Origin of the sequence: Novosphingobium sp. P6W (genome assembly GCF_000876675.2) — a bacterium.
Taxonomy (GTDB): domain Bacteria; phylum Pseudomonadota; class Alphaproteobacteria; order Sphingomonadales; family Sphingomonadaceae; genus Novosphingobium.
The window spans coordinates 2194572-2213857 of the sequence record NZ_CP030352.1; the positions used below are offsets into that span (position 1 = coordinate 2194572).

Consider the following 19286-nt stretch of genomic DNA (forward strand, 5'->3'; position numbering starts at 1 on the left):
TTTTGAGCCATCTTACAGGCGATCCATGGGGGTGTTCCAGCCGGCTTGCCAAACAACTATACAGATATCGCTAGGGCAGAGTTGGCCGTCTACGGTCCGATATAACCAACTGTTTCTTGATGAGCGTCAAAGGAATCGGCCTTCCACCGCACGGAGCCGAACGGACGCTCCAGACGGCGGCGCACGCGCCGGGCATGGCGAGCGCGATTGAAGACGTCGACTTTCGCCTGAATGTCGAAATCGGGCTGCGTGTAGCGCCCCCGCATGCGCAGATAGTCCCCCCAGGTGGGGCAGTGGTAGCGCTCGGTCCACAGGGCCGGGTTTTCGATGTCGCGGGCGATGGTCCAGTCGAAGGCACCTATGCGCTTGCGCACGCGCTGAAGCATCATCATCGCATCGTAGAATTCACGGGCGTGGCCCGGATCGACGTCGTACTCCAGTTCGATCACCACCGGGCCCGAACGCAAGGTCAGCGGCAAGGTGACTTCGGGCTCGTTGCCGATCTCGATCGAATCCATGTCGCCCTCGGTATCCTGCGCAACCGGCAGGACAGCGCCCAGCAAGGCGCTGGCGGCGACAGCGATGCCTGACGCGATGAGTGCGAAGGCCACGTCATGCGCGCCGGCAACCACGCCCCAGCACCAAGCGCCGATGCCCACGCCCGCCGTGATCGCGGAGGAAAACAGCGAAAGCGCCCTTGCCGTCACCCAGCGCGGCGCGGAAAGCTGCACGGTGACGTTGAGCATCGCCACGGTCAGGATGTTGCACGCCCCCACGACAAGGAACGCGAGGCAGCTCAGTACCAGAGAATGGCTGAACCCGATGGCGACCAGCGCGATGCCGGTCCCCACCGCGAACAGGCGCAATGCCCATTCGGTAGAGATCGCCTCGCGGATCTGGCTGACGAACAGCGCGCCTGCCACCGCGCCCACTCCTTGCGCGCCAAGCAGGATACCGAAAGTCGCGGCATTGCCGTGGAGCAGATCCTTGGCGATCAACGGCGCAAGAGCCGATGCGGTCGCCGTGCTGAAGCCGAACACCAGCACCCGCAGCAGGGCAGTGCGCACCGCCGGCGCATGAAGCGCATAACGCGCGCCGGTCAGTATCGCGCGGTCGATCCGTTCGGGCGGCAGGCGCGAGGGCACATGGCGGCGCTGCCAGAAGAAGAACGCGGTGAGCAGCGGAAGGTACAGCAGCGCCGTCATGCCGAACACCGCCTGCACGCCGTAGACAACGACGATCAGCCCGCCCAGCGCCGGCCCGAAGCTGCGCGCGACGTTGTAGCTGATGGTACCCAGCGCCACCGCAGCAGGAAGATGCGCGCGCGAGACCTGCTCCGGGATCGAGGCCTGCCAGGACGGCGAAAACAGCGCCACGCCCCCGCCGATCAGTACACAGAACGCCAGCAGCACCCACGGCGTGGTCAGGCCCAGGAAGGCGATCCCGGCGAGCACGGCAGCGGTCACCGCGCTGAAGGCAAGGCCCGTCATGGCGATGCGGCGCCGGTCGAACATGTCGGCGATGGCCCCGGCGGGCAGCGTCACCAGCATCAGCGGGATCATCATCGCTGTCTGCACCAGCGCGACCATGCTGGGCGAATTGCTCAACCGGGTCATCTCCCACTGCGCGCCCACGCCCAGGAACAGCTGCCCGAAGTTCGAGAACAGGCTTGCCGACCAGATGTTGCGGAACGTGCGCTCCCTTAGCGGGGCGAAAGCGCCTCCCTTGCCATGCCCGGCTTCTGCACTGTCCGCGCCCCCTGCACCGCTCATGGCCTCTTCATCCCTGTTTTTCCTATCGGCACCGATCTTGGCCAGCGCCCTGCGCCCGTCAAGGCGGGCATCGTGAAGACGATCTATTGCAGCATCAAAGCTCTACACCGATATACTAACCATAGTCAGCAATCGCTGCGGCGATAGGGCTTCGGGGTCCAATTGCAATTGCCCCGTCCCCCAAGCATGACCAGGAGAAATCGGCGCTTTTCTGCGCGAAACAAGACAGGGAGAGCTGCCGTGACCGAGGCCTATATCATCGACGCCGTGAGAACACCGCGCGGCCTTGGCAAAATGGGCAAAGGCGCACTGTCGCAGATGCATCCCGAACATCTGTCCGCCTCCGTCCTTGCCGCGCTGAAGGATCGTAACGCGATCGACACCGCCGAAGTGGACGACGTGATCTGGGGCGTATCCGCCGCGCTTGGGCAGCAGGCCGGCGACATTGGCCGCATGGCGGCTCTCGATGCGGGCTATGACGTGAAGGCTGGGGGGGTCACTCTCAACCGGTTCTGCGGGTCTAGCATCACCTCCACTAGCCTCGCCGCCGCGATGATAAAGTCTGGCATGGCCGATCTCATGGTGGCGGGCGGCATGGACATGCTCTCCTACGCGGGAATGTACGGTGCGAAGATGCGCGAAGCTGGCCTTGGCAGCGCCGGCATGGGCGCGGGCAACCCGCGCCTCCAGGCCAAACGCCCGCAGTCCAACCAGGGCGTCGCCGCCGACGCCATCGCCGCGATGGAAGGCATCACCCGCGCGGAACTGGAAGCGCTTGGCGCCGAGAGCCAGCGCCGAGCCGCCCTCGCCATCGCCGAGGGCCGCTTCGACAAGTCGACGATCACGGTGAAGGACGACGAGGGCAACGTGATCCTCGATCACGAGGAATACCCCCGCCCCGAAACCACCGCCGAAAGCCTGGCCCAGCTCAAGCCTGCCTTCGAGATATTCTACAACATGCCTTCCGCATCCGGCGGCAAGACTTATGTGGAACTGATCAACCAGGTCTACCCCGAAGTGGAGATCAAGCCGATCCACCACGTCGGCATCTCCTCGGGCGTGGTCGACGGCGCCTCCGCCATCCTGCTGGCGTCCAGGGACTATGCCGAGGCCCACGGCCTGAAACCGCGCGCGCGCATCGTCGCCATGGCCGAAACCGGCGACTGCCCCACCCTGATGCTCAACGGCCCGGTGCCCGCCGCGCGCAAGGTACTGGCCAAGGCAGGTCTCACCGTGGCCGATATCGACGTCTTCGAGGTGAACGAGGCTTTCGCCGTCGTAGTCGAGAAATTCATCCGCGACCTTGACCTCGACCGTGCCAAGGTTAACCCCAACGGGGGTTCGATGGCGCTGGGCCATCCCATCGGTGCAACCGGCGCCATGCTGATCGGCACGGCGCTGGATGAACTGGAACGGACCGGCGGGCGTTATGGTCTGATAACAATGTGCGCGGCGGGCGGCATGGCTCCTGCGATCATCATAGAGCGCGTCTGACGGCGCTGGACATCATCACGGAGCGCGTCCGAAAGGCGCCCTGCAAGGAGCAATGCGTGGCCACTGAGGCGGAAGACAAACCGATGGGCAAGCTGAGCGACCCCTTCTCCATGCGTGACGAAAGCCCGACGCGCCAGGTCGGTCTGCGCATGACCATAGTCAGCCGGCTGCAACGCAACAATTTCGATCGTAAAGTGGCCGCACTCAACGTCACCCGCTCGCAATGGGCGATGATCGCGATCGTCGCACGATATCCCGGGTCGACGCAGCGGACCATCGCCGAGTACTTGGAGATGTCCGAGGCTTCGGCGGGCCGTCTGATCGACCGCCTTTGCGCCGACGAACTCCTCGAACGCCGCGACCGCAAGGACGACCGGCGCGCCCGCGCGGTCTACCTCACCGAGCAGGCAAAGCCCCTCCTCGACCAGTTGGGCGCCATCGCTTCCGAGAGCGAGAAGCGCATGTTCGCCGGCTTTTCGGACGAGGAAGTCGACCGCCTGCTGAACTACATGACGCGCATCTATGAGAACGTCAGCCGGGGCTGAGTTTCACTCACCGCAACAAAGGTTGCACCGTAAGGCACATGAAAAAAGGGCGGCGCCATCGGCACCGCCCTTTCCTTTTCAGTGCCTTGAAGGGCTTACTTGGCCGAAGCGATATCCTTCTTCGACAGCGAGGAGGTCACCTTGCCGCCGACATCGCTAAGGCTCGAAGCCGGAACGGTCACGAGGCGGCCGTTCATGATGACCTGCGGGTTACCCTCTGCCGTGACGCGGTAAACCGGTGCGATACGGCCGCCATCGGCGGCGTAAAGCATCTTGCCAGCAGTCAGCGCGGCCGGCGATGCGGCTGCCTCGGTGGGCTCGCGGACCTGGGCGGTCTCGGCAAAAGCAACGGCTGGAAAGGCAGTGACGGCGGCGAGTGCGACGAGCGATGCGAACTTCTTCATTGTGTTTCTCCGAACTTGACGAAACCTGGCGCAATCGGTTTTTCCAATTTACTAACCTAGATTAGTAAATGTGCCGCATCTGAGTCAATTGTAATTTGTGCAATTGTCTCTGCGCTTTTTGCCAGTCCCATCGCCGTGGCGTGATTTTGCCGGCGCCCTCCTGCGCGATCTCTCCACGGCGCATAAACCCGCCGTTTGAAGGCCTTCATCGTCGGTACGATGGGGCCCCCGGTTGATCCTTCCCGGCTTTGCGCGCACATCCAACGGACGGCGGCAAACGGCCCAAAAGCTGGCCGCAGACGCGAAATCATAAGATAACGACAGGGACTGGCAGCAGATGTCGACAAAGGTCATGGAGGGCGTGCGCGTCCTCGAAGTCGCACAGTTCACCTTCACTCCCGCCGCCGGCGGCGTGCTGGCCGACTGGGGCGCCGACGTCATCAAGATCGAGCATCCCGTGCGCGGCGATACCCAGCGCGGTTTCCTCAACATGGGCGGCGTCACCCTTGACCCGCTGCGCCACACCCTGTTCGAGCACCCCAATCGCGGCAAGCGCAGCGTCGGCATCGACCTCTCCACGCCCGAGGGCCAGGAAGTGCTCTACGAACTGGCCAAGCAGTGCGACGTATTCCTCACCAACTACCTCCCGCAGGTGCGCCAGAAGAACAAGTTCGACATCGAGCACATCCGCGCCGCCAACCCGAACATCATCTATGCGCGCGGATCGGCGCTGGGGAACAAGGGGCCTGAGCGCGAAATCGGCGGTTTCGACGGCACCTGCTTCTGGGCCCGCAGCGGCGTTGCCTATTCGATGACGCCCGAAGAACTGGATGCACCGCTGTCGCAGGGCATCCCGGCATTCGGCGATTCCATTGGCGGCATGTTCATCGCCGGCGGCATTTCCGCGGCGCTCTATCACCGCGAAAAGACCGGTGAAGCCACCGAACTCGACGTTTCGCTGCTCAGCACCGCAGCCTGGGCTTCGGGCGCATTGATCGCGCAAGTCGCCGAAACCGGCATCCTCACCCGTAACCCGATGCCGGGATCGGGCGGCGCGGCGCGCAACCCTTTCATGGGTAATTACCAGACCAGCGACAACGGCACGATCAACCTCTGCACCATCTCGCCCACTGCCCATATCCGCAGCCTGTTCGAACATCTGGGCGTGCCCGAAGCGGCCGAAGACCCCCGCTTTTCGGAACCGCGCGCCCTGTTCGAAAACGCAGGCGCGGCCAGCGACATACTGGTCAAGGCCTTCGCGCAGCATCCGTTCGCCTACTGGCGCCAGCACCTCAAGACGTTCTCGGGCCAGTGGGCGCCGGTCCAGAGCTTCCACGACCTGCTCACCGACGAACAGGCCATCGCCAACGACATGATCCTCGAAGTCGAGGGCGCGGACGGCGGCGCCCCGCTCAAGCTAGTGCGCGGCCCCGTCCAGTGGAACGGCGAAGCGGTGGAGACCACCCGCTCGCCCCAGGCATCGGAGCATACCGAACTCGTCCTCATGGAAATGGGGATCGAGTGGGACCAGATCGAGGAATGGAAAGCCAAGGGCGCGATCGCCTGAACAAGCCGCAAGACCAATCGAATATACATGTACGAGGAACTTGAAATGAAGCCCGGAACCCGCCTGAAAAGCGCCGCCTGTGATACCGAAGTCATGGTGATCCGCAGCGCCGACGGCCAGATCGAATGTGGCGGCTCACCAATGGCGGAGGCCAAGCCCGCCGAGCCCGCTCCCCTCGCCGCAGACTTCTCCGCCGGCACCTTGATGGGCAAGCGTTATGTGGATAGCGACGGGAAGTACGAACTGCTTTGCGTGAAGCCCGGCAAGGGCTCGCTCAGCGTCGACGGCGCCGCGCTCGTCGTCAAGGACGCCAAGCCCCTTCCGGCCTCCGACTGACTTTCGAAAAAGACAGCCGATGAACATCGCCCTCCTTCTCGAAATGGCCGCCGAGGCCGCTCCAGACCGCATCGCTCTCGTCTGCGAAGGCAGGCGCTGGACTTACGGCGACCTGCTCGCCGCCGCGCGCGGTGCGTTCGAGCTGATCCAGGACAGCGGGGCCGAATATGTCGCCCTGCTCGACGAGAGCAGCGAAGCGGCGGTGATCGCGGTGTTCGGCGCGGCGCTGGCCGGCGTGCCCTATTGCCCGCTAAACTACCGCCTGCCCGACGCGGACCTTGCCGCGCTGCTGGGCCGTATTGCGCCCGCGCTGGTGATCGGCGACGAGGAGCGCGTGCTGCGGATCGCCGGCGGACAGGACCACACGGTCCTCCCGCGTGATGAGTTCACGCTGAACGTACAGGAAACCGTACCCGGCAACGACACGCGCGAATATGATCCCGGCGAAGGCGTGGCGATCCAGTTGTTCACCAGCGGCACAACCGCTGCGCCAAAGGCCGCGATCCTGCGGCACTCGAACCTCATCGGCTACATTCTGGGTACGGTGGAATTCGCCAGCGCCGACGAGGCCGATGCGGCCCTCGTAGTCGTGCCGCCTTATCACATCGCCGGAATCTCGGCTCTGCTGTCGTCGATCTACGCCCAGCGCAAGATCGTGATGCTGCCCAATTTCTCGCCCGAAGGATGGCTTTCGCTGGTCGCGGACGAGGCCATCACCAATGCCTTCGTGGTGCCGACCATGCTGGCGCGCATCGTCGATGCCATGGAAAAAGGCGCTGCCTCGCAAACCGACAGCCTGCGCGCCATCGCTTATGGCGGCGGCAAGATGCCGCTCGAAGTGATCCACAAGGCGCTGGAACGTTTCCCCGGTGCGGGCTTCACCAACGCTTACGGCCTCACCGAAACCAGTTCGACCGTCGCCCTGCTCGGCCCCGAGGATCACCGCGAGGCGCTTGCTTCCGAAGACCCCAGGATCCGCGCCCGGCTTACCTCATTGGGCAAGCCGATCCCCACCGTCGAGATGGAAATCCGCGGCGAGAACGGCGAAGTCCTCCCGGTGGGCGAACCCGGCGAAATCTACGTGCGCGGCGATCAGGTCTCTGGCGAGTACAAGGAAAAGAGCGCGCTCGACGCCCAGGGCTGGTTCCCCACCCGCGACGCCGGGTTCATGGACGAGGACGGCTACCTCTTCCTTTCCGGCCGCGCCGACGACGTGATCGTGCGCGGCGGCGAGAACATGTCCCCTGGCGAGATCGAGGACGTGCTGCTCACCCACCCCGCCATCGCCGATGCCTGCGCCTATGCGATCCCGTCAGTCGAATGGGGAGAGACGGTCGGCGTCGCCATTGTTACCCGCGAAGGCCACGCTGCACCTAACGAGGGCGAGTTGAAGGAGCTGGTCCGCTCGCGCCTGCGCTCCTCGCGCGTGCCGGAGAAGGTCGCCTTCGTCAGCGAACTGCCCTACAACGAAATGGGCAAACTGCTGCGCCGCAAAGTGAAGGATGTTCTTGCCGACTGACCTTGCCTCTCCCGGTCCCGCGATCCCGCTCGCGCGCTGGGCCAACAGGCAGATCAAGGCGATGGCCGCCGCGCACGCAAGCCCGGCGCTTTCCGCACTCGAAGGCGCCACCTTGATGGGCGAGCGCAGCGGTGGTTACCGCATCGGCGGCAAGGTTTCTGCCGGACTGGGCGGTAGCCACCTGATGCCCACCGGGGACGGCGGCTGGTTCGCCCTCACCCTGATCCGCGAGATCGACCGCGAACTGCTGCCCGCCCTTTTCGGCAGCGCCGATGTCGACGTGCACGACTGGGACGCAATTGCTGCGGCCGTGCTGCAACATGACTGCGCGGACCTTGTCGCTACAGGCCGGACCCTCGGCCTGCTGGTGGCTTCGGTGGATGAGGAACCGGTTTCACCGCCGATCGAAGTGATGCTGCGTGCCCAGCGGCGGGATCGGCCGGCAGGGCACCGCCCGCTGGTGATCGACATGTCCGCCATCTGGGCCGGGCCGCTTGCCGGGCACCTGCTCTGGCAGGCCGGCATGGAGGTGGTGAAAGTCGAAAGCCACAGCCGCCCCGATCTCATTCGCCGCGACGATCCGCCGACGTTCGACCGCATCAACCAGGGCAAGGCCAGCCTGCTAGTCGACTTCGCCAGCGATACGGAAAAAGCTGCGCTGGTTGCCCTGATCCGCCGGGCCGACGTGGTTATAGAATCCTCGCGCCCCCGTGCCCTCCGCCACCTCGGCATCGAAGCTGAAGCCCTGGTGCAAGAAATTCCCGGCCTCGTCTGGCTTTCGGTAACCGGCCACGGTGCCAGCGGAGACGCGGCGAACTGGGTCGGCATCGGCAACGACTGCGGCGTTGCCGGAGGACTTTCCCGCGCCATGGCAGATGTGTCGGGCGAAATGGGCTATGTCGGAGACGCCATCGCCGACCCCCTGACCGGCATCACCGCTGCAAGCAAGGGCCTTGCCGCCTACCGCAGCGGGGTCGCCCAGCGTATAGGCCTGTCGATGAGCGCCATTACCGCCATGGCCCTGGCCGAGGAACGCGACTGCGATCGCACTGCGATCGACGCGGAACTGCGCGCCTGGGGCACAGCAACCGGGTGCCTCTTTCCCCATGTCCAGCCCCGCGTGCTGCAAGCCCCGGTACGTCCACTCGGCGCAGACACCGCGCGCTATCTCGGCGCGTTCGCACGATGCTGATCCGCGATGCTGAAATCTTCGGCCGCACACGCTGCGACCTGCGCATCGAGGGAGTCCGCATTGCAGAGATCGGCAACCTGCCTGCCCGTCCACACGAACTGGTAATCGAGGCACGCGGCGGAGCCTTGTTGCCTGGCCTGCACGACCACCACATTCACCTCGCCGCCCTCGCCGCGCAGCGCAGTTCAGTGAAATGCGGCCCGCCGCAAGTCACCGACGCCGATGCGCTTGTCCGCGCGCTGCAAGTGCCCGGAAGCGGCTGGCTGCGCGCCATCGGCTTTCACGAAAGCGTGCTGGGCGGCGCCCTGCCCGATGCTGCCATGCTTGACCGGATCGTGCCGGATCGTCCGCTGCGGTTGCAGCATCGCACCGGGCGTATGTGGCTGCTGAATTCGCCCGCACTGGCCCAACTTCTCGCCGTTGCTGCGCCGCCACCCGGACTGGAACGCGGCGGCAACGGTTTCACGGGATGCCTGTTCGACGAGGACGCCTGGCTGCAGCGGGCACTCGGAAGCCTTCCCCCCGATTTCGGCGAAGTCAGCGCCGAACTCGCCCGCTTCGGGGTAACCGGCGTGACCGACATGTCACCGCGCAACGATCCTGTGATCGCTCGCCACTTCGCGCAGCAGAGGGCGCAAGGACGTCTAGTCCAGTCTCCCGTCCTGGCCGGTAGCCTGACTCTCGCCGAAGCGGAGCAGGACGGCTGGCGCCTCGGCCCTCTCAAGCTGCACCTGCACGAAGCCGCGCTTCCCGATTTTGACGAGGCGCTTGGCTTTATCCGTGCCGGTCATGCGCAGGGACGCGCCCTTGCGGTCCATTGCGTTACCGAGGTGGAACTGGTCTTCACGCTCGCCCTGATCGAAGCTGCGGGGGCCATGCCCGGCGACCGTATCGAGCACGTATCCGTCGCCTCGCCCGAACTGGTGGAGCGCATGACCGAACTTGGCCTGCATATCTGCGTACAACCGCATTTCATCGCCGAGCGCGGGGACCGCTATCTTGCCGACGTCGAACCCCGGCACCACAGCGACCTCTATCGCCTTCGAACTTTTCGCGAAGCGGGCCTCTCCATGGCAGGAGGCAGCGATGCCCCCTACGGCAGCGCCGATCCATGGCGGGCCATGGCCGCCGCCGTCTGCCGCCGCACCCCAAGTGGTGCCCTGATCGGCCCCGACGAAGCCCTGACGCCGGAAGAAGCGCTCGCCCTTTATCTTGCCGATCCGCTGGACCTCTCCCAGACGCGCGGCATTGCGCCCGGCCGGCCCGCAGATTTGTGCCTGCTCGGCCTGCCATGGTCCAAAGCGAGAAACCGGCTTTCCAGTGCCGACGTAACAGCAACAATCTGCGCCGGTGTCCTAGTCTACCAACGCGTCGACCAAGCCCCATTCGAGCGCCTGGCGAGCGCCTATGCGTCGCCCTGACAGCACCATCAGCGCGGTGCGCTGACGCCCGATCCGGCGCGTCAGCGACACACATCCGCCTGCTCCCGGCAGGACCCCCATCGCCAGTTCCGGCAACTGGAACCACGAACGCCGGGTCGCGGTGATCCGGCTGGCGAAAGCGGCCAGTTCCAGCCCGGCGCCGATAGCGGCGCCGTCGATCTCCACCGCAAACCGGTCCGCACAGTGCAGCGCTTCGCGTGCAGGCAAAGTCCGGCTGCGGATCATATGCGCAGTGGCCGGATCGGTTGTCGTCCCGAATTCGCCAAGGTCCGCGCCGAGGCTGAATGCCTTCCTTTCCGCTCTCAGCGTAATGCGGGTGATGCTGCGGTCCATGTTCACCAGCGCGAACGCCTCGTATAGCGCGTCACGCATGGGCTGGTCGATGGCATTGCCCGCGTCAGGTCGGGAGAGAACGGCGACTACGTCGTCCCCCTGACGCGACAGGGAAACGCCGCCGCGAATCAGATCGCCCGAAGGTATTTTCCGGCGGGCGATCCAATCCCTGTGCGCTTTGCTGCCCTGCAGCGTGGCATAGGCCAGAGACTCCGCTGTAAGCCCATCTTCCGCTGAAAGCGAAGGCAGCAGCCGCAGCAACTGCACAAGCGTCGCAGCGGCCAGAGGCTGCGATATCACCGCCTTGGCCAAATGCGCTGCTTCGGGGCGAGATTCGACCACGGTATCCAATTTGGTCGCGAGAGGGTGGTCTGCCCTACCTATTCCAATCAAGGGACAAGGCGGCAATCGGATATCAGTAGTTTCATGCGGCGTGGCCGCCAGATCGACGAATGCGACAGGCTCGGACCACGAACATCCGCCGTACTCAAGCTCTGCCACAGACACCGTTATTCCTTCAAAATCCATGATTTTCCTGTATACATCCATCGATTTCATTTGTCGCTGCAGAAGCATGGACTGGTCCAGCAGCGTTGGCCAGCCCTGAGAGTAATGGGCAAACTTGGCGACAGGTGCAAGCGATCTGGGAATGGCTGCAAATGGCGTCCAGAAACACTTCCTGATTCTCCGCATCGTATACATAAAAGATGTCCTTGATGAACATCAGTGTTGATGCTAACCCAAGTGAGCAAAAAACGAGAATGACTCAGTTATCTGGGCAAACAACTCAGGGATTGAGGCAATCTCGCCGAAAGCGAGTTCATCAACCAAGCAGAGGGAGGAGAGACCTCATGTCTGGAAAGACGTCATCATCATCGAACAAGGCAAAAATTGCTCGTCGCGTGATAGAAGTGCTGGAATATTTCGACGACGCGCATCGGGAGGCTACCGTCATGGACATTGTCCGGCGGTATAACCGACCGCAGTCGAGCACATCCGAACTGCTTTCGAGCCTTGTGGAACTGGGACTGCTTCACAAGGACCCCTATTCGCGCGCCTATAGCCTGACGCCCCGCGCCGCGCTGATCGGCACATCCGGCCAGCCTGAACTGGTGCGTGACGGACGCATCGTGCGCCTGATGGACCGGCTGGTGGCGCAGACTGGCCTGTCGGTTGCGCTGCATTCCATGGTCGGGCTGGACGCGCAGATCGTCAACTGGCGCCACGGCCCGCGCGCCATGGCCGCAACCCGCGAACTGGCGGGCGGCGTCAAGGAGCCCCTAGCCCGCAGCGGTGCCGGCTTGCTGATGCTGTCGACCATTCCTCGCCAGCGCTGCGAAGGCATGGTCCGCCGTCTCAACGCCGAAGCCGATGAACAGGGCAAGTTCGCCTTCTCGGAAATGATGGCCCGCATCGACGCCTGCCGCGAGCCACGCCACATGTTCGCCGCTGCCGGCTTCGGCACCGGCGCCGAGGCGCTCAGCGGTCTTGTCCCTCGCCAGCCCGATGGGCACCCGCTGGTTATCAGCGTGATCTATGGCAAGGACGACAAGGTCACGCCGGAAGCCCTGTTCCAGTGCCTGAGCGACGCCATGCGCGCCTGCCTGCCCGATCCTGGTTCGCAGTATGCCCAGTCGACGGTCGAGCAGTTCTCGCACGCCGCCTGAGCGCAGCATTCAGACCCAACAAGGAAAGGCCCCGCTAGATGTCTCGCGAGGCCTTTCTTTTGCCGGAGTTCGCGGGTGCGCGAAAGTTCAGGCTCTAAACCGGCGGCGCCTCTGGATAGTCCTGGCCTCCGCCATCGCGGGCATCGCGTATCGCGAATTGCATGAGCCTTGCTCCCGGAATGAGGTAGCGGTCCTCGCTGATATCCGGGCCCATCTCGACCAGCTTGCGCAGTTCGTTGTCCGTGACCAGCGTTACGGAGCGCTCGATACCGATCATCACCATCGTCGCCATGGAGGTGCTGGGGTTGCTGCCTAGCGTGTCGAAGTCCATCTGCGCCACGATCAGGCCGATGATCGGACGGCTGCTGTCGATCCGGTGGCGCATCATGCGCGCGTTCCGCTGGTCTGCCAGCGCATTGCGCATGTGCAGCAGGCGCGAATGGCACAACCAGAAATTGTGATACCTGCGCACGAAGCGATAGCAGCACGCGAACAGGTCCTCGTCCGGCCAACGCTCTCGAAGGACCGAGAGATAGTCATCCCGCGCCGTCTCCATCACTGGCTCCAGCACCGCCAGCAGAAGTTCGGTCATGTCGGTGAAATAGTTGTAGAGCGAGGTCATGCCCAACGACGCCTTGCGCGCCACGCGGGCAAGTGTAACCGGCTCGTCGGACATCTCGATCATCTCGATGGCGGCCACCAGGATACGCTCGCGCGTGATCCGCCCCTTGCGGCCCAGCCGCTGCCCGCTCAGGTTGTGGCTGACCGCTGCGCAGGCCTGCGTCACCGCAGCCGACAGCAGTGGCGACAGGCCCGCGAGGTGGCCTGGTTCGGCGGCCACCTCGGGATCGTCATCATCCCCTGCCGGCAAGGGTCAGGCCGGCTCAGCCTGCCGGACGGGCCAGGCCAGCAGCTTCACGTCGGTGTATTCCTCGATACCCTCGACGCCCCATTCGCGGCCCATGCCGCTGGCCTTGAAGCCGCCGAAAGGAATGTCGCCGGCGATGCACATGCCATTGTTGATGCTCATCGAGCCGGTCTTCACGCGGCGGGCGATGTTCATGGCACGCTCGTGGCTGCCCGATACACCGCCCGAAAGGCCGTATGAGCTTTCATTGGCGATGCGGATGGCGTCCTCGTCATCCTCGTAGGGGATCACCACCAGGACCGGGCCGAAGATTTCCTCCTGGGCGATGCGCATGTCGTTTGTCACGTCGACGAAGCAGGTCGGCTCGATGAAATAACCGCCGCCCTTGTCGGGCCGGATCTTGCCGCCCGCGAGCAGCGTGGCACCTTCTTCCTGGCCGAGGTCGATGTAGCTTTTCACGCGCTCCATCTGCCGCTTCGATACGACCGGACCCATGATGTGGGCGGGATTTTCAACATCGCCCCAGTTGTCACCGAACTTGCCGTAGGCGCCGCCGAGGATGGCCTTAGCCTCTTCATAGCGGCTCTTGGGCACCAGCAGACGCGATTGTACCGCACAGCCCTGTCCGGCATGGAACACCAGCATCGACATGCCGATATCCATCGCGAAGTTCGGCGCATCGTCGAGAACGATCTTGGCCGATTTGCCGCCCAGTTCCAGGAACACGCGCTTGAGGGTCGCCGCGCCCTGCTCCATGATCCGCTTGCCCACGCCGGTGGAGCCGGTGAACGAGATCAGGTCGACGCGCGGATCGGTCACCAGCATCTCGCCGGCCAGAGCCGGGTCGGCGCCGAAAATCACGTTTATCACGCCGTCCGGGAAGCCGGCTTCCTTCGCCAGCTCACCGAAGATCGCGCCCATGCCGGGCGTATCCGGCGCAGGCTTGAGGATAACCGTGCAGCCCGCCAGCAGCGCCGCCACGACCTTGCCGATGTTGACATAGAGCGGCACGTTCCACGGCGTTATCGCGCCGACGACGCCAACGGATTCGCGCAGGCCCAGCCGCTTGTGGACCATCCCGAAAGCAGGCCGCTCGCCGTAGTCTACTTCCCAGTCGATGCGGTCGAAGACGGTGATGTAATCGTCCCAGCCGTCCAGCGCCATGTCGACATGGGCGCGGTTCACCGCTCCCTGCGCCGCGCCGGCTTCGTGGATGGCAAGCTGGCCCAGCTTTACGCGTTCGCGTTCGAACAGTTCGCGGTACTTCTTCACCAGCGCCACGCGCTTTTCGAGGTTGGTCGACCAGTCGGTTTCGTCAAAGGCGCGGCGCGCGGCGGCGATAGCCTCGTTCACATCGTCGGCGGTGGCGTCTGCGGCCTTGCCTGCCGGCTCGCCGGTCCACGGGCTGATGACGTCGAAAGTCGCACCATTGCCGGCATCGCGCAGCTTGCCGTCGATGTAGAGCCTGGCATCGGGAAGAGTGGTCATGAGATGATCCTTGGCGAGAAATCTATGAACTAAAGGTCGGGAGCGCGCCGGGTTGCCTCGGCGGCTTCGTTGGACAGAGTGCTCAGGCCTTGCGGGCGCCGACCGAGACGTGGGAGACAATCACGTCCGGCGGCAGATCGATCACCGCGCGGAATACGCCGGTCACCGAAGCCGAATGCGAAACAGGCCGCACCCGCATGTCGAGGCCGTTCTTCGCGCAGCCCATGTGAAAGCGCATGGCGGCATCGCGGTCCCAGTTAGGGCTGTCTTTGCCCTCGTCGTACATCGGCCCGGCGCGCACGAGGGTGACGCGGATGCCGCTTTCCTCAAGCTCCGCTTCAAGCTGCTGGCTGAACTGTTCCAGCCCCGCCTTGCTGGACTGGTAGAGCGAGAGCATCACGAAGGGCACGGCGACGGATTCGCTGCCCACGTTGATGATCTGGCCGCCCTTTTCCATCATCGGGATGGCCGAACGGCAGCAGTAGATCGGCCCCTTGAGGTTGGTTGCGAGGATGCTGTCGATCTGGTGGTCAGTGGCCTCGGCGACCGTGAAAGGCTCGTAGATGCCGGCGTTATTGACCAGCACGTCGATCCTGGGGTGCTTCTGCGCGATGGCGGCGAAAGCGGCGCGCACGGAATCGGGGCTGGCAACATCGCACTCGACGGCCATGGCGTTACCTCCGATCGCATCGGCCACGGACTGCACCTTGGACAGCGTGCGCCCCAGCAGGATCACAGTCTCGCCCTCGCTTGCGAAGCGGTGCGCCAGTGCCTTGCCGAGACCGGCTCCGGCGCCGGTGATAACGATCGTCTTGCCCACAGTTCCTCCCACTCGATCGGCCGCCCGCTAGATGCGGATCAGCTACTTGCGTTCACCATAGCGGCTCGCCAATCGAGCGCCTATCGCGGCGACGATGGTTCTGCGCGCACGCGCCCCGGCGATACCGTTCAGCCGTCCAGCGGATCGCCGCCCGCAGGCTTGCCGGTCAGGTTGCCGAGGATCGTTTCGAGAGTGGTTAGAAGCTGCGCCTTGTCGGCTTCGCTGACACCCGCCATTGCCGTGTCGGACGTTTCTATCGCGAGCGGCTGCAGGCGCTCGATCATCTCGCTGCCGCGATCAGTGAGGTGAAGGTTCCAGGCCCGGCGGTCGGCCCGATCGGCGCGGCGTTCCACCATGCCCGCTTCCTGCATGCGGTCGATCATGCGAGCGGCGGTAATCGGTTCGACTTCGAGGATTTCAGCGAGGCCCGCCTGCCTGATGCCTTCATGGCGGCGCAGAACGCTGAGTACCTGCCACTGCGGCCGGGTCACCCCGATTTCCCTCGCACGCTCGTCGAAAGCGCGGCGCATGAGCCGCGCGACTTGTGCCAGGACCGTGCCAACCCTGCGTTCCATTACCTTAGGGGTAGTGAGCCTGCTTACCTTTGGCCAGAGGTTTTGTGTGCAGCAATCACGCAGGCTTTTCAGCCTCCATGATGAGCCGCGTCAGGGTCTGCTCGGCAATTTTCCAGCCCCCGGGAGTGCGGACGCAGACCTCGTGATAGTGGCCGTAGCCCGTCAGCGCGAAGTCGTCCTTGATGACCCGGTCCTGCATCGCCCAGATCACCTGCGCGCGGTCGCCATCAATGGTGATCTCGGGCGAGTGGATCTGGTGCGCGGTCTGTGCGCCGGCCAGCGCCTTGCGCACGACCGCAACGAAAGCATCGCGCCCCTGTTCCCGGGTGCCGCCGCTGGCGCGCGTATCGATCACGCAGTCCTCGGTGAACAGGGCCTTCCAGCCATCCCAGTCCTTGCTGTCGAGCAGGCGGCAATAAGCCGCTTTCAGATTGCAGATGGCAAGCCAGTCGGCAAAGCCGGGGGTCATGCCGGAGCGTTGACGGCGAGCCGCTCTGCCGCCAGCTTGCGCAAGTCGGCGGTCTTGATCTTGGCGCTGCCGGTGGTCTTGAGGTCGCTTTCGGCCACGAACAGCACACGGCGCGGCAGCTTGTAGCTGGCGAGCTTGTCCTTGGCGAAATCGCGGATCGCCTCCGGGCTGGGACTGGCGCCTTCGACCGGCACGATGCAGGTGACGACCAGTTCCCCCAGCAGTTCATCGGGCACGCCCACGGTCTGCGAGACCTTGACCTCGGGATGGGCGCGGATGACCTCGTCGATCTCCAGCGGCGATACGTTGGCGCCGCCGGTCTTGATGATGTCGTTGAGGCGCCCTTCCCAGAACAGTCGGCCCTCTGCATCGACATAGCCGCCGTCAGCCGTGCGCAGGAAGCCCTCGCCGTCCAGCGACTGGTCGAGCGGAATCCCGAGGTAGCCCAGCATCAGCGTCGGCCCCTTCACCGCGATCTCGCCGCGTTCGCCCAGCGGCATGGTGGCGCCGGTCATCGGGTCGATGATCTTGATCGTGGAACCGGCGGTGGGAACGCCGTGTGAGCTGCCTGCGACTTCGGGCGCGGTGCCCGCCGGGAATACGGTGATCAGCGTGAACGTCTCGGTATTGCCATAGGCCTGGGCCGGTTCTCGCCATGTGGTGGACACCGTTGGTTGGCGCGCGATCGGCATCTTTGCGTCGACGTAGACCATCGATGAAAGGTCGACATCGCGGTAATTCGGCGCGGCTTCGAGCTGCGACCACTGGTGCGGCCAGGCCAGCGCCATGTTGGCGCGCTCCTTCGCCATGATGTCCAGCGCCTCTGCCGCATCGAACCAGCGTTGCAGCACCAGGCAGCCTCCGCGCGACAGAGTGCCGCCCAACCCGGAAGCGAAGTTGCCCGACCAGAAGAACCCGTTGGCCGACCACGTGCGCGCGGGAACCGCGTCGTCGATGACGTACCATTGCGGCCAGCGCCATAGCTGAAGACAGACGCCGCGGTGCGCGCTGAGGATGCCCTTGGCCTTGCCTGTAGAGCCTGACGAGAACAACAGAATGCCCGGATCGGAGGGCGCCACGCCGTCGCTCGCCGCCAGCACCAGTTCCTCGGAAACGCTTTCGCCGCGTGCAAGGAAAGCGCCGAGCCCCTCGATCATGCCGTGCGGTTCCTCGCCGTCGATGATCGCCGCATAGCGCAGGAACGGGAACTTGAGCGAGGCCAGTTCTCCCGGAGCGCTGGAGAGCACCGCCGGCTCAAGCCCTGCGAGCATCTCTGCGAAGTCCTTCCTGAGCACATGGCGTTCGAGCAGCAGCACCGACACGCCCGAAGCCTTGAGCACGACTTCCAGTTCGGACGGCGTGAAGAAAGTGCTGATCGGCGTCGCCACGCAGCCCGCAAGCGCCGCGCCGAAGGCGGCGGAAAGGAACTCCAGCCGGTTGGTCATCAGCACGCCAACGCGGGTGCCTTTCCCCGTGCCAAGCGCCAGCAGCGACTTCGCGACTGCCATGGAGCGGGCGTAGAGTTCGTCGTAAGTCCAGCTCTGGGCCTTGCCGCCGATGTGGATCACCGCCGCCTCGCTGGGGCCGAAACGCTGCGCGATCTCGCGCACGTAGCCGCCCAGCGTCAGCGCGCCGATGCCTTGTTCGTCCGCCAGGGGAATGCCGTGAACGATGGACAGGCCGTCCACCACCTCTATCGAACCCGTCATGCCATCCTCGTCTTTTTTGTCATTGGAGGTGCGGGCGGACGCGAAGGTCCGCCCACGCCGGTCAGGCGTTCACATCGACGATGTAGCGGCCCTTGACCTCGCCCGACATGAACTTGGCGGCGGCTTCCACCGCTTCGCCAAGGCCGATGGTCTGGCCGATGGTGTCAAGCGCGGCAGGGTCAAGGTCCTTGGCCAGCCGGTCCCAGGCCTTGAGGCGCTTGGCCTTGGGCGCCATCACGCTGTCTATGCCCAGCAGCGCCACGCCGCGCAGGATAAAGGGCATGACGGTGGCGGGAAGATCGAAGCCCTGCGCCAGCCCGCAAGCCGCCACGGCGCCGCCATAGCGGGTCTGCGCGCAGGCATTGGCCAGGGTATAGCTGCCGGCGGTATCGACGACGCCGGCCCAGCGCTCCTTCTGCAGCGGCTTGCCCTTGGCGGAAAGCTCGGCGCGATCGATCACCGTCTCGGCGCCCAGCGCCTTGAGGTAATCGGCCTCGGCGGCCTTGCCGGTCAGCGCGGCAACGGAATAGCCCAGCTTCTTCAGGATCGCGATCGCAACCGAACCGACGCCTCCGGTGGCGCCCGTCACCAGCACTTCGCCCTGATCCGGCGTCACGCCCCAGTCGACCAGCGCATCGACGCACAGCGCGGCGGTATAACCCGCCGTGCCGATCGCCATCGCCTGCGCGGGCGTGAAAGCTGCGGGCAGCGGCACCAGCCAGTCTCCCTTGAGCCGGGCCTTCTGCGCAAGACCGCCCCAGTGTCCCTCGCCCACGCCCCAGCCGTTGAGGACAACGCTGTCGCCGGCCTTCCAGTCGGCGTGGCTGCTGTCGGTGACGGTGCCGACCAAGTCGATGCCGGGCACCATGGGGAACTTGCGCACCACCGGCGAGGCGCCGGTGATGGCAAGGCCGTCCTTGAAGTTCAGAGTCGAGAAAGCGACGTCGATGGTGACATCGCCCTCCGGCAGCGCGCTTTCGTCAAGCTGCTGGACGGTAACGGTCTGGCCTTCGTCGTTCTTGTCGATCACGATTGCGGAAAACATGGGTAATTCCCTCCCGGACAGGCACGGCGAACCTCATCGCG

At 64.7% G+C, this 19286-nt stretch carries 18 protein-coding genes; 8 read left to right on the forward strand and 10 right to left on the reverse strand.

Annotated elements, in window-relative coordinates:
* Positions 1–89: 89 nt before the first annotated feature.
* Positions 90–1772, reverse strand: coding sequence for an MFS transporter (locus tag TQ38_RS10715; RefSeq protein ID WP_043972740.1), 1683 nt, complete (start codon positions 1770–1772; stop codon positions 90–92).
* Positions 1773–2012: 240 nt separating this feature from the next.
* Here TQ38_RS10715 and TQ38_RS10720 point away from each other — a divergent pair, with 240 nt between their 5' ends.
* Both TQ38_RS10720 and TQ38_RS10725 read left to right on the forward strand, forming a co-directional pair.
* On the forward strand, positions 2013–3266 hold the full coding sequence (locus TQ38_RS10720; protein ID WP_043972739.1) for an acetyl-CoA C-acetyltransferase: 1254 nt from the start codon (positions 2013–2015) through the stop codon (positions 3264–3266).
* A 56-nt stretch (positions 3267–3322) separates the two neighbouring features.
* On the forward strand, positions 3323–3811 hold the full coding sequence (locus TQ38_RS10725) for a MarR family winged helix-turn-helix transcriptional regulator (RefSeq protein ID WP_113941914.1): 489 nt from the start codon (positions 3323–3325) through the stop codon (positions 3809–3811).
* A 95-nt stretch (positions 3812–3906) separates the two neighbouring features.
* Here TQ38_RS10725 and TQ38_RS10730 read toward each other — a convergent pair whose 3' ends face one another.
* Positions 3907–4215, reverse strand: a complete 309-nt coding sequence (locus TQ38_RS10730) for a hypothetical protein (RefSeq protein ID WP_043972736.1) — start codon at positions 4213–4215, stop codon at positions 3907–3909.
* A 337-nt stretch (positions 4216–4552) separates the two neighbouring features.
* Between TQ38_RS10730 and TQ38_RS10735 the strand changes: the two genes are divergently transcribed.
* From TQ38_RS10735 to TQ38_RS10755, 5 genes are read left to right on the forward strand one after another with little or no spacing between them, the layout of a single operon-like run.
* The gene (locus TQ38_RS10735; protein WP_240197863.1) at positions 4553–5782 is read left to right on the forward strand and encodes a CaiB/BaiF CoA-transferase family protein; all 1230 of its coding nucleotides are present in this window, start codon (positions 4553–4555) and stop codon (positions 5780–5782) included.
* A gap of 45 nt (positions 5783–5827) precedes the next feature.
* Positions 5828–6118: a hypothetical protein gene (locus TQ38_RS10740; protein WP_043973443.1), complete on the forward strand. Its 291-nt coding sequence runs from the start codon at positions 5828–5830 to the stop codon at positions 6116–6118.
* Positions 6119–6137: 19 nt separating this feature from the next.
* Positions 6138–7637, forward strand: coding sequence for a class I adenylate-forming enzyme family protein (locus tag TQ38_RS10745; RefSeq protein WP_043972735.1), 1500 nt, complete (start codon positions 6138–6140; stop codon positions 7635–7637).
* A complete protein-coding gene (locus TQ38_RS10750) occupies positions 7621–8829 on the forward strand; it encodes a CoA transferase (protein ID WP_043972734.1) in 1209 nt (402 codons plus the stop codon). The genes TQ38_RS10745 and TQ38_RS10750 overlap by 17 nt, the downstream gene beginning before the upstream one ends.
* Complete coding sequence (locus tag TQ38_RS10755; protein WP_043972733.1) at positions 8823–10250, forward strand: amidohydrolase family protein; 1428 nt, start codon at positions 8823–8825, stop codon at positions 10248–10250. The genes TQ38_RS10750 and TQ38_RS10755 overlap by 7 nt, the downstream gene beginning before the upstream one ends.
* On the opposite strand, the gene TQ38_RS10760 is transcribed toward TQ38_RS10755, so the two are convergent.
* Positions 10185–10946 carry an enoyl-CoA hydratase/isomerase family protein gene (locus tag TQ38_RS10760; RefSeq protein WP_240197864.1) on the reverse strand — a complete coding sequence of 254 codons (762 nt, stop codon included), beginning with the start codon at positions 10944–10946 and terminating at the stop codon, positions 10185–10187. The two genes, TQ38_RS10755 and TQ38_RS10760, sit on opposite strands and share 66 nt — an antisense overlap.
* A gap of 560 nt (positions 10947–11506) precedes the next feature.
* Here TQ38_RS10760 and TQ38_RS10765 point away from each other — a divergent pair.
* Positions 11507–12271 (forward strand): helix-turn-helix domain-containing protein, encoded by a 765-nt coding sequence (locus TQ38_RS10765; RefSeq protein WP_240197865.1) that lies wholly within the window; start codon positions 11507–11509, stop codon positions 12269–12271.
* A gap of 94 nt (positions 12272–12365) precedes the next feature.
* On the opposite strand, the gene TQ38_RS10770 is transcribed toward TQ38_RS10765, so the two are convergent.
* The 7 genes from TQ38_RS10770 to TQ38_RS10800 all read right to left on the reverse strand — a co-directional run bounded on the left by TQ38_RS10770 (position 12366) and on the right by TQ38_RS10800 (position 19245).
* The gene (locus tag TQ38_RS10770; RefSeq protein WP_052505619.1) at positions 12366–13112 is read right to left on the reverse strand and encodes a TetR/AcrR family transcriptional regulator; all 747 of its coding nucleotides are present in this window, start codon (positions 13110–13112) and stop codon (positions 12366–12368) included.
* Positions 13113–13145: 33 nt separating this feature from the next.
* On the reverse strand, positions 13146–14627 hold the full coding sequence (locus TQ38_RS10775; RefSeq protein WP_043972727.1) for an aldehyde dehydrogenase family protein: 1482 nt from the start codon (positions 14625–14627) through the stop codon (positions 13146–13148).
* A gap of 82 nt (positions 14628–14709) precedes the next feature.
* Entirely contained in the window at positions 14710–15447 is a 738-nt protein-coding gene (locus tag TQ38_RS10780) for an SDR family oxidoreductase (protein ID WP_043972726.1), read from the reverse strand.
* Between the two features lie 128 nt (positions 15448–15575).
* Positions 15576–16022: a MarR family winged helix-turn-helix transcriptional regulator gene (locus TQ38_RS10785; RefSeq protein ID WP_043972724.1), complete on the reverse strand. Its 447-nt coding sequence runs from the start codon at positions 16020–16022 to the stop codon at positions 15576–15578.
* Between the two features lie 55 nt (positions 16023–16077).
* A complete protein-coding gene (locus tag TQ38_RS10790; protein ID WP_043972722.1) occupies positions 16078–16491 on the reverse strand; it encodes a nuclear transport factor 2 family protein in 414 nt (137 codons plus the stop codon).
* Positions 16488–18200, reverse strand: a complete 1713-nt coding sequence (locus TQ38_RS10795; RefSeq protein WP_043972721.1) for a class I adenylate-forming enzyme family protein — start codon at positions 18198–18200, stop codon at positions 16488–16490. The genes TQ38_RS10790 and TQ38_RS10795 overlap by 4 nt, the downstream gene beginning before the upstream one ends.
* Before the next feature lie 61 nt (positions 18201–18261).
* Positions 18262–19245, reverse strand: coding sequence for an MDR family oxidoreductase (locus TQ38_RS10800; protein WP_043972720.1), 984 nt, complete (start codon positions 19243–19245; stop codon positions 18262–18264).
* Positions 19246–19286: the final 41 nt, after the last annotated feature.

Coding starts and splice junctions, on each gene's coding strand:
- TQ38_RS10785 (WP_043972724.1), bottom strand. CDS start 16,022: ATGGAACGCAGGGTTGGCACGGTCCTGGCACAAGTCGCGCGGCTCATG.
- TQ38_RS10800 (WP_043972720.1), bottom strand. CDS start 19,245: ATGTTTTCCGCAATCGTGATCGACAAGAACGACGAAGGCCAGACCGTT.
- TQ38_RS10745 (WP_043972735.1), top strand. CDS start 6,138: ATGAACATCGCCCTCCTTCTCGAAATGGCCGCCGAGGCCGCTCCAGAC.
- TQ38_RS10735 (WP_240197863.1), top strand. CDS start 4,553: ATGTCGACAAAGGTCATGGAGGGCGTGCGCGTCCTCGAAGTCGCACAG.
- TQ38_RS10755 (WP_043972733.1), top strand. CDS start 8,823: ATGCTGATCCGCGATGCTGAAATCTTCGGCCGCACACGCTGCGACCTG.
- TQ38_RS10715 (WP_043972740.1), bottom strand. CDS start 1,772: ATGAGCGGTGCAGGGGGCGCGGACAGTGCAGAAGCCGGGCATGGCAAG.
- TQ38_RS10730 (WP_043972736.1), bottom strand. CDS start 4,215: ATGAAGAAGTTCGCATCGCTCGTCGCACTCGCCGCCGTCACTGCCTTT.
- TQ38_RS10790 (WP_043972722.1), bottom strand. CDS start 16,491: ATGACCCCCGGCTTTGCCGACTGGCTTGCCATCTGCAATCTGAAAGCG.
- TQ38_RS10795 (WP_043972721.1), bottom strand. CDS start 18,200: ATGACGGGTTCGATAGAGGTGGTGGACGGCCTGTCCATCGTTCACGGC.
- TQ38_RS10750 (WP_043972734.1), top strand. CDS start 7,621: ATGTTCTTGCCGACTGACCTTGCCTCTCCCGGTCCCGCGATCCCGCTC.
- TQ38_RS10740 (WP_043973443.1), top strand. CDS start 5,828: ATGAAGCCCGGAACCCGCCTGAAAAGCGCCGCCTGTGATACCGAAGTC.
- TQ38_RS10775 (WP_043972727.1), bottom strand. CDS start 14,627: ATGACCACTCTTCCCGATGCCAGGCTCTACATCGACGGCAAGCTGCGC.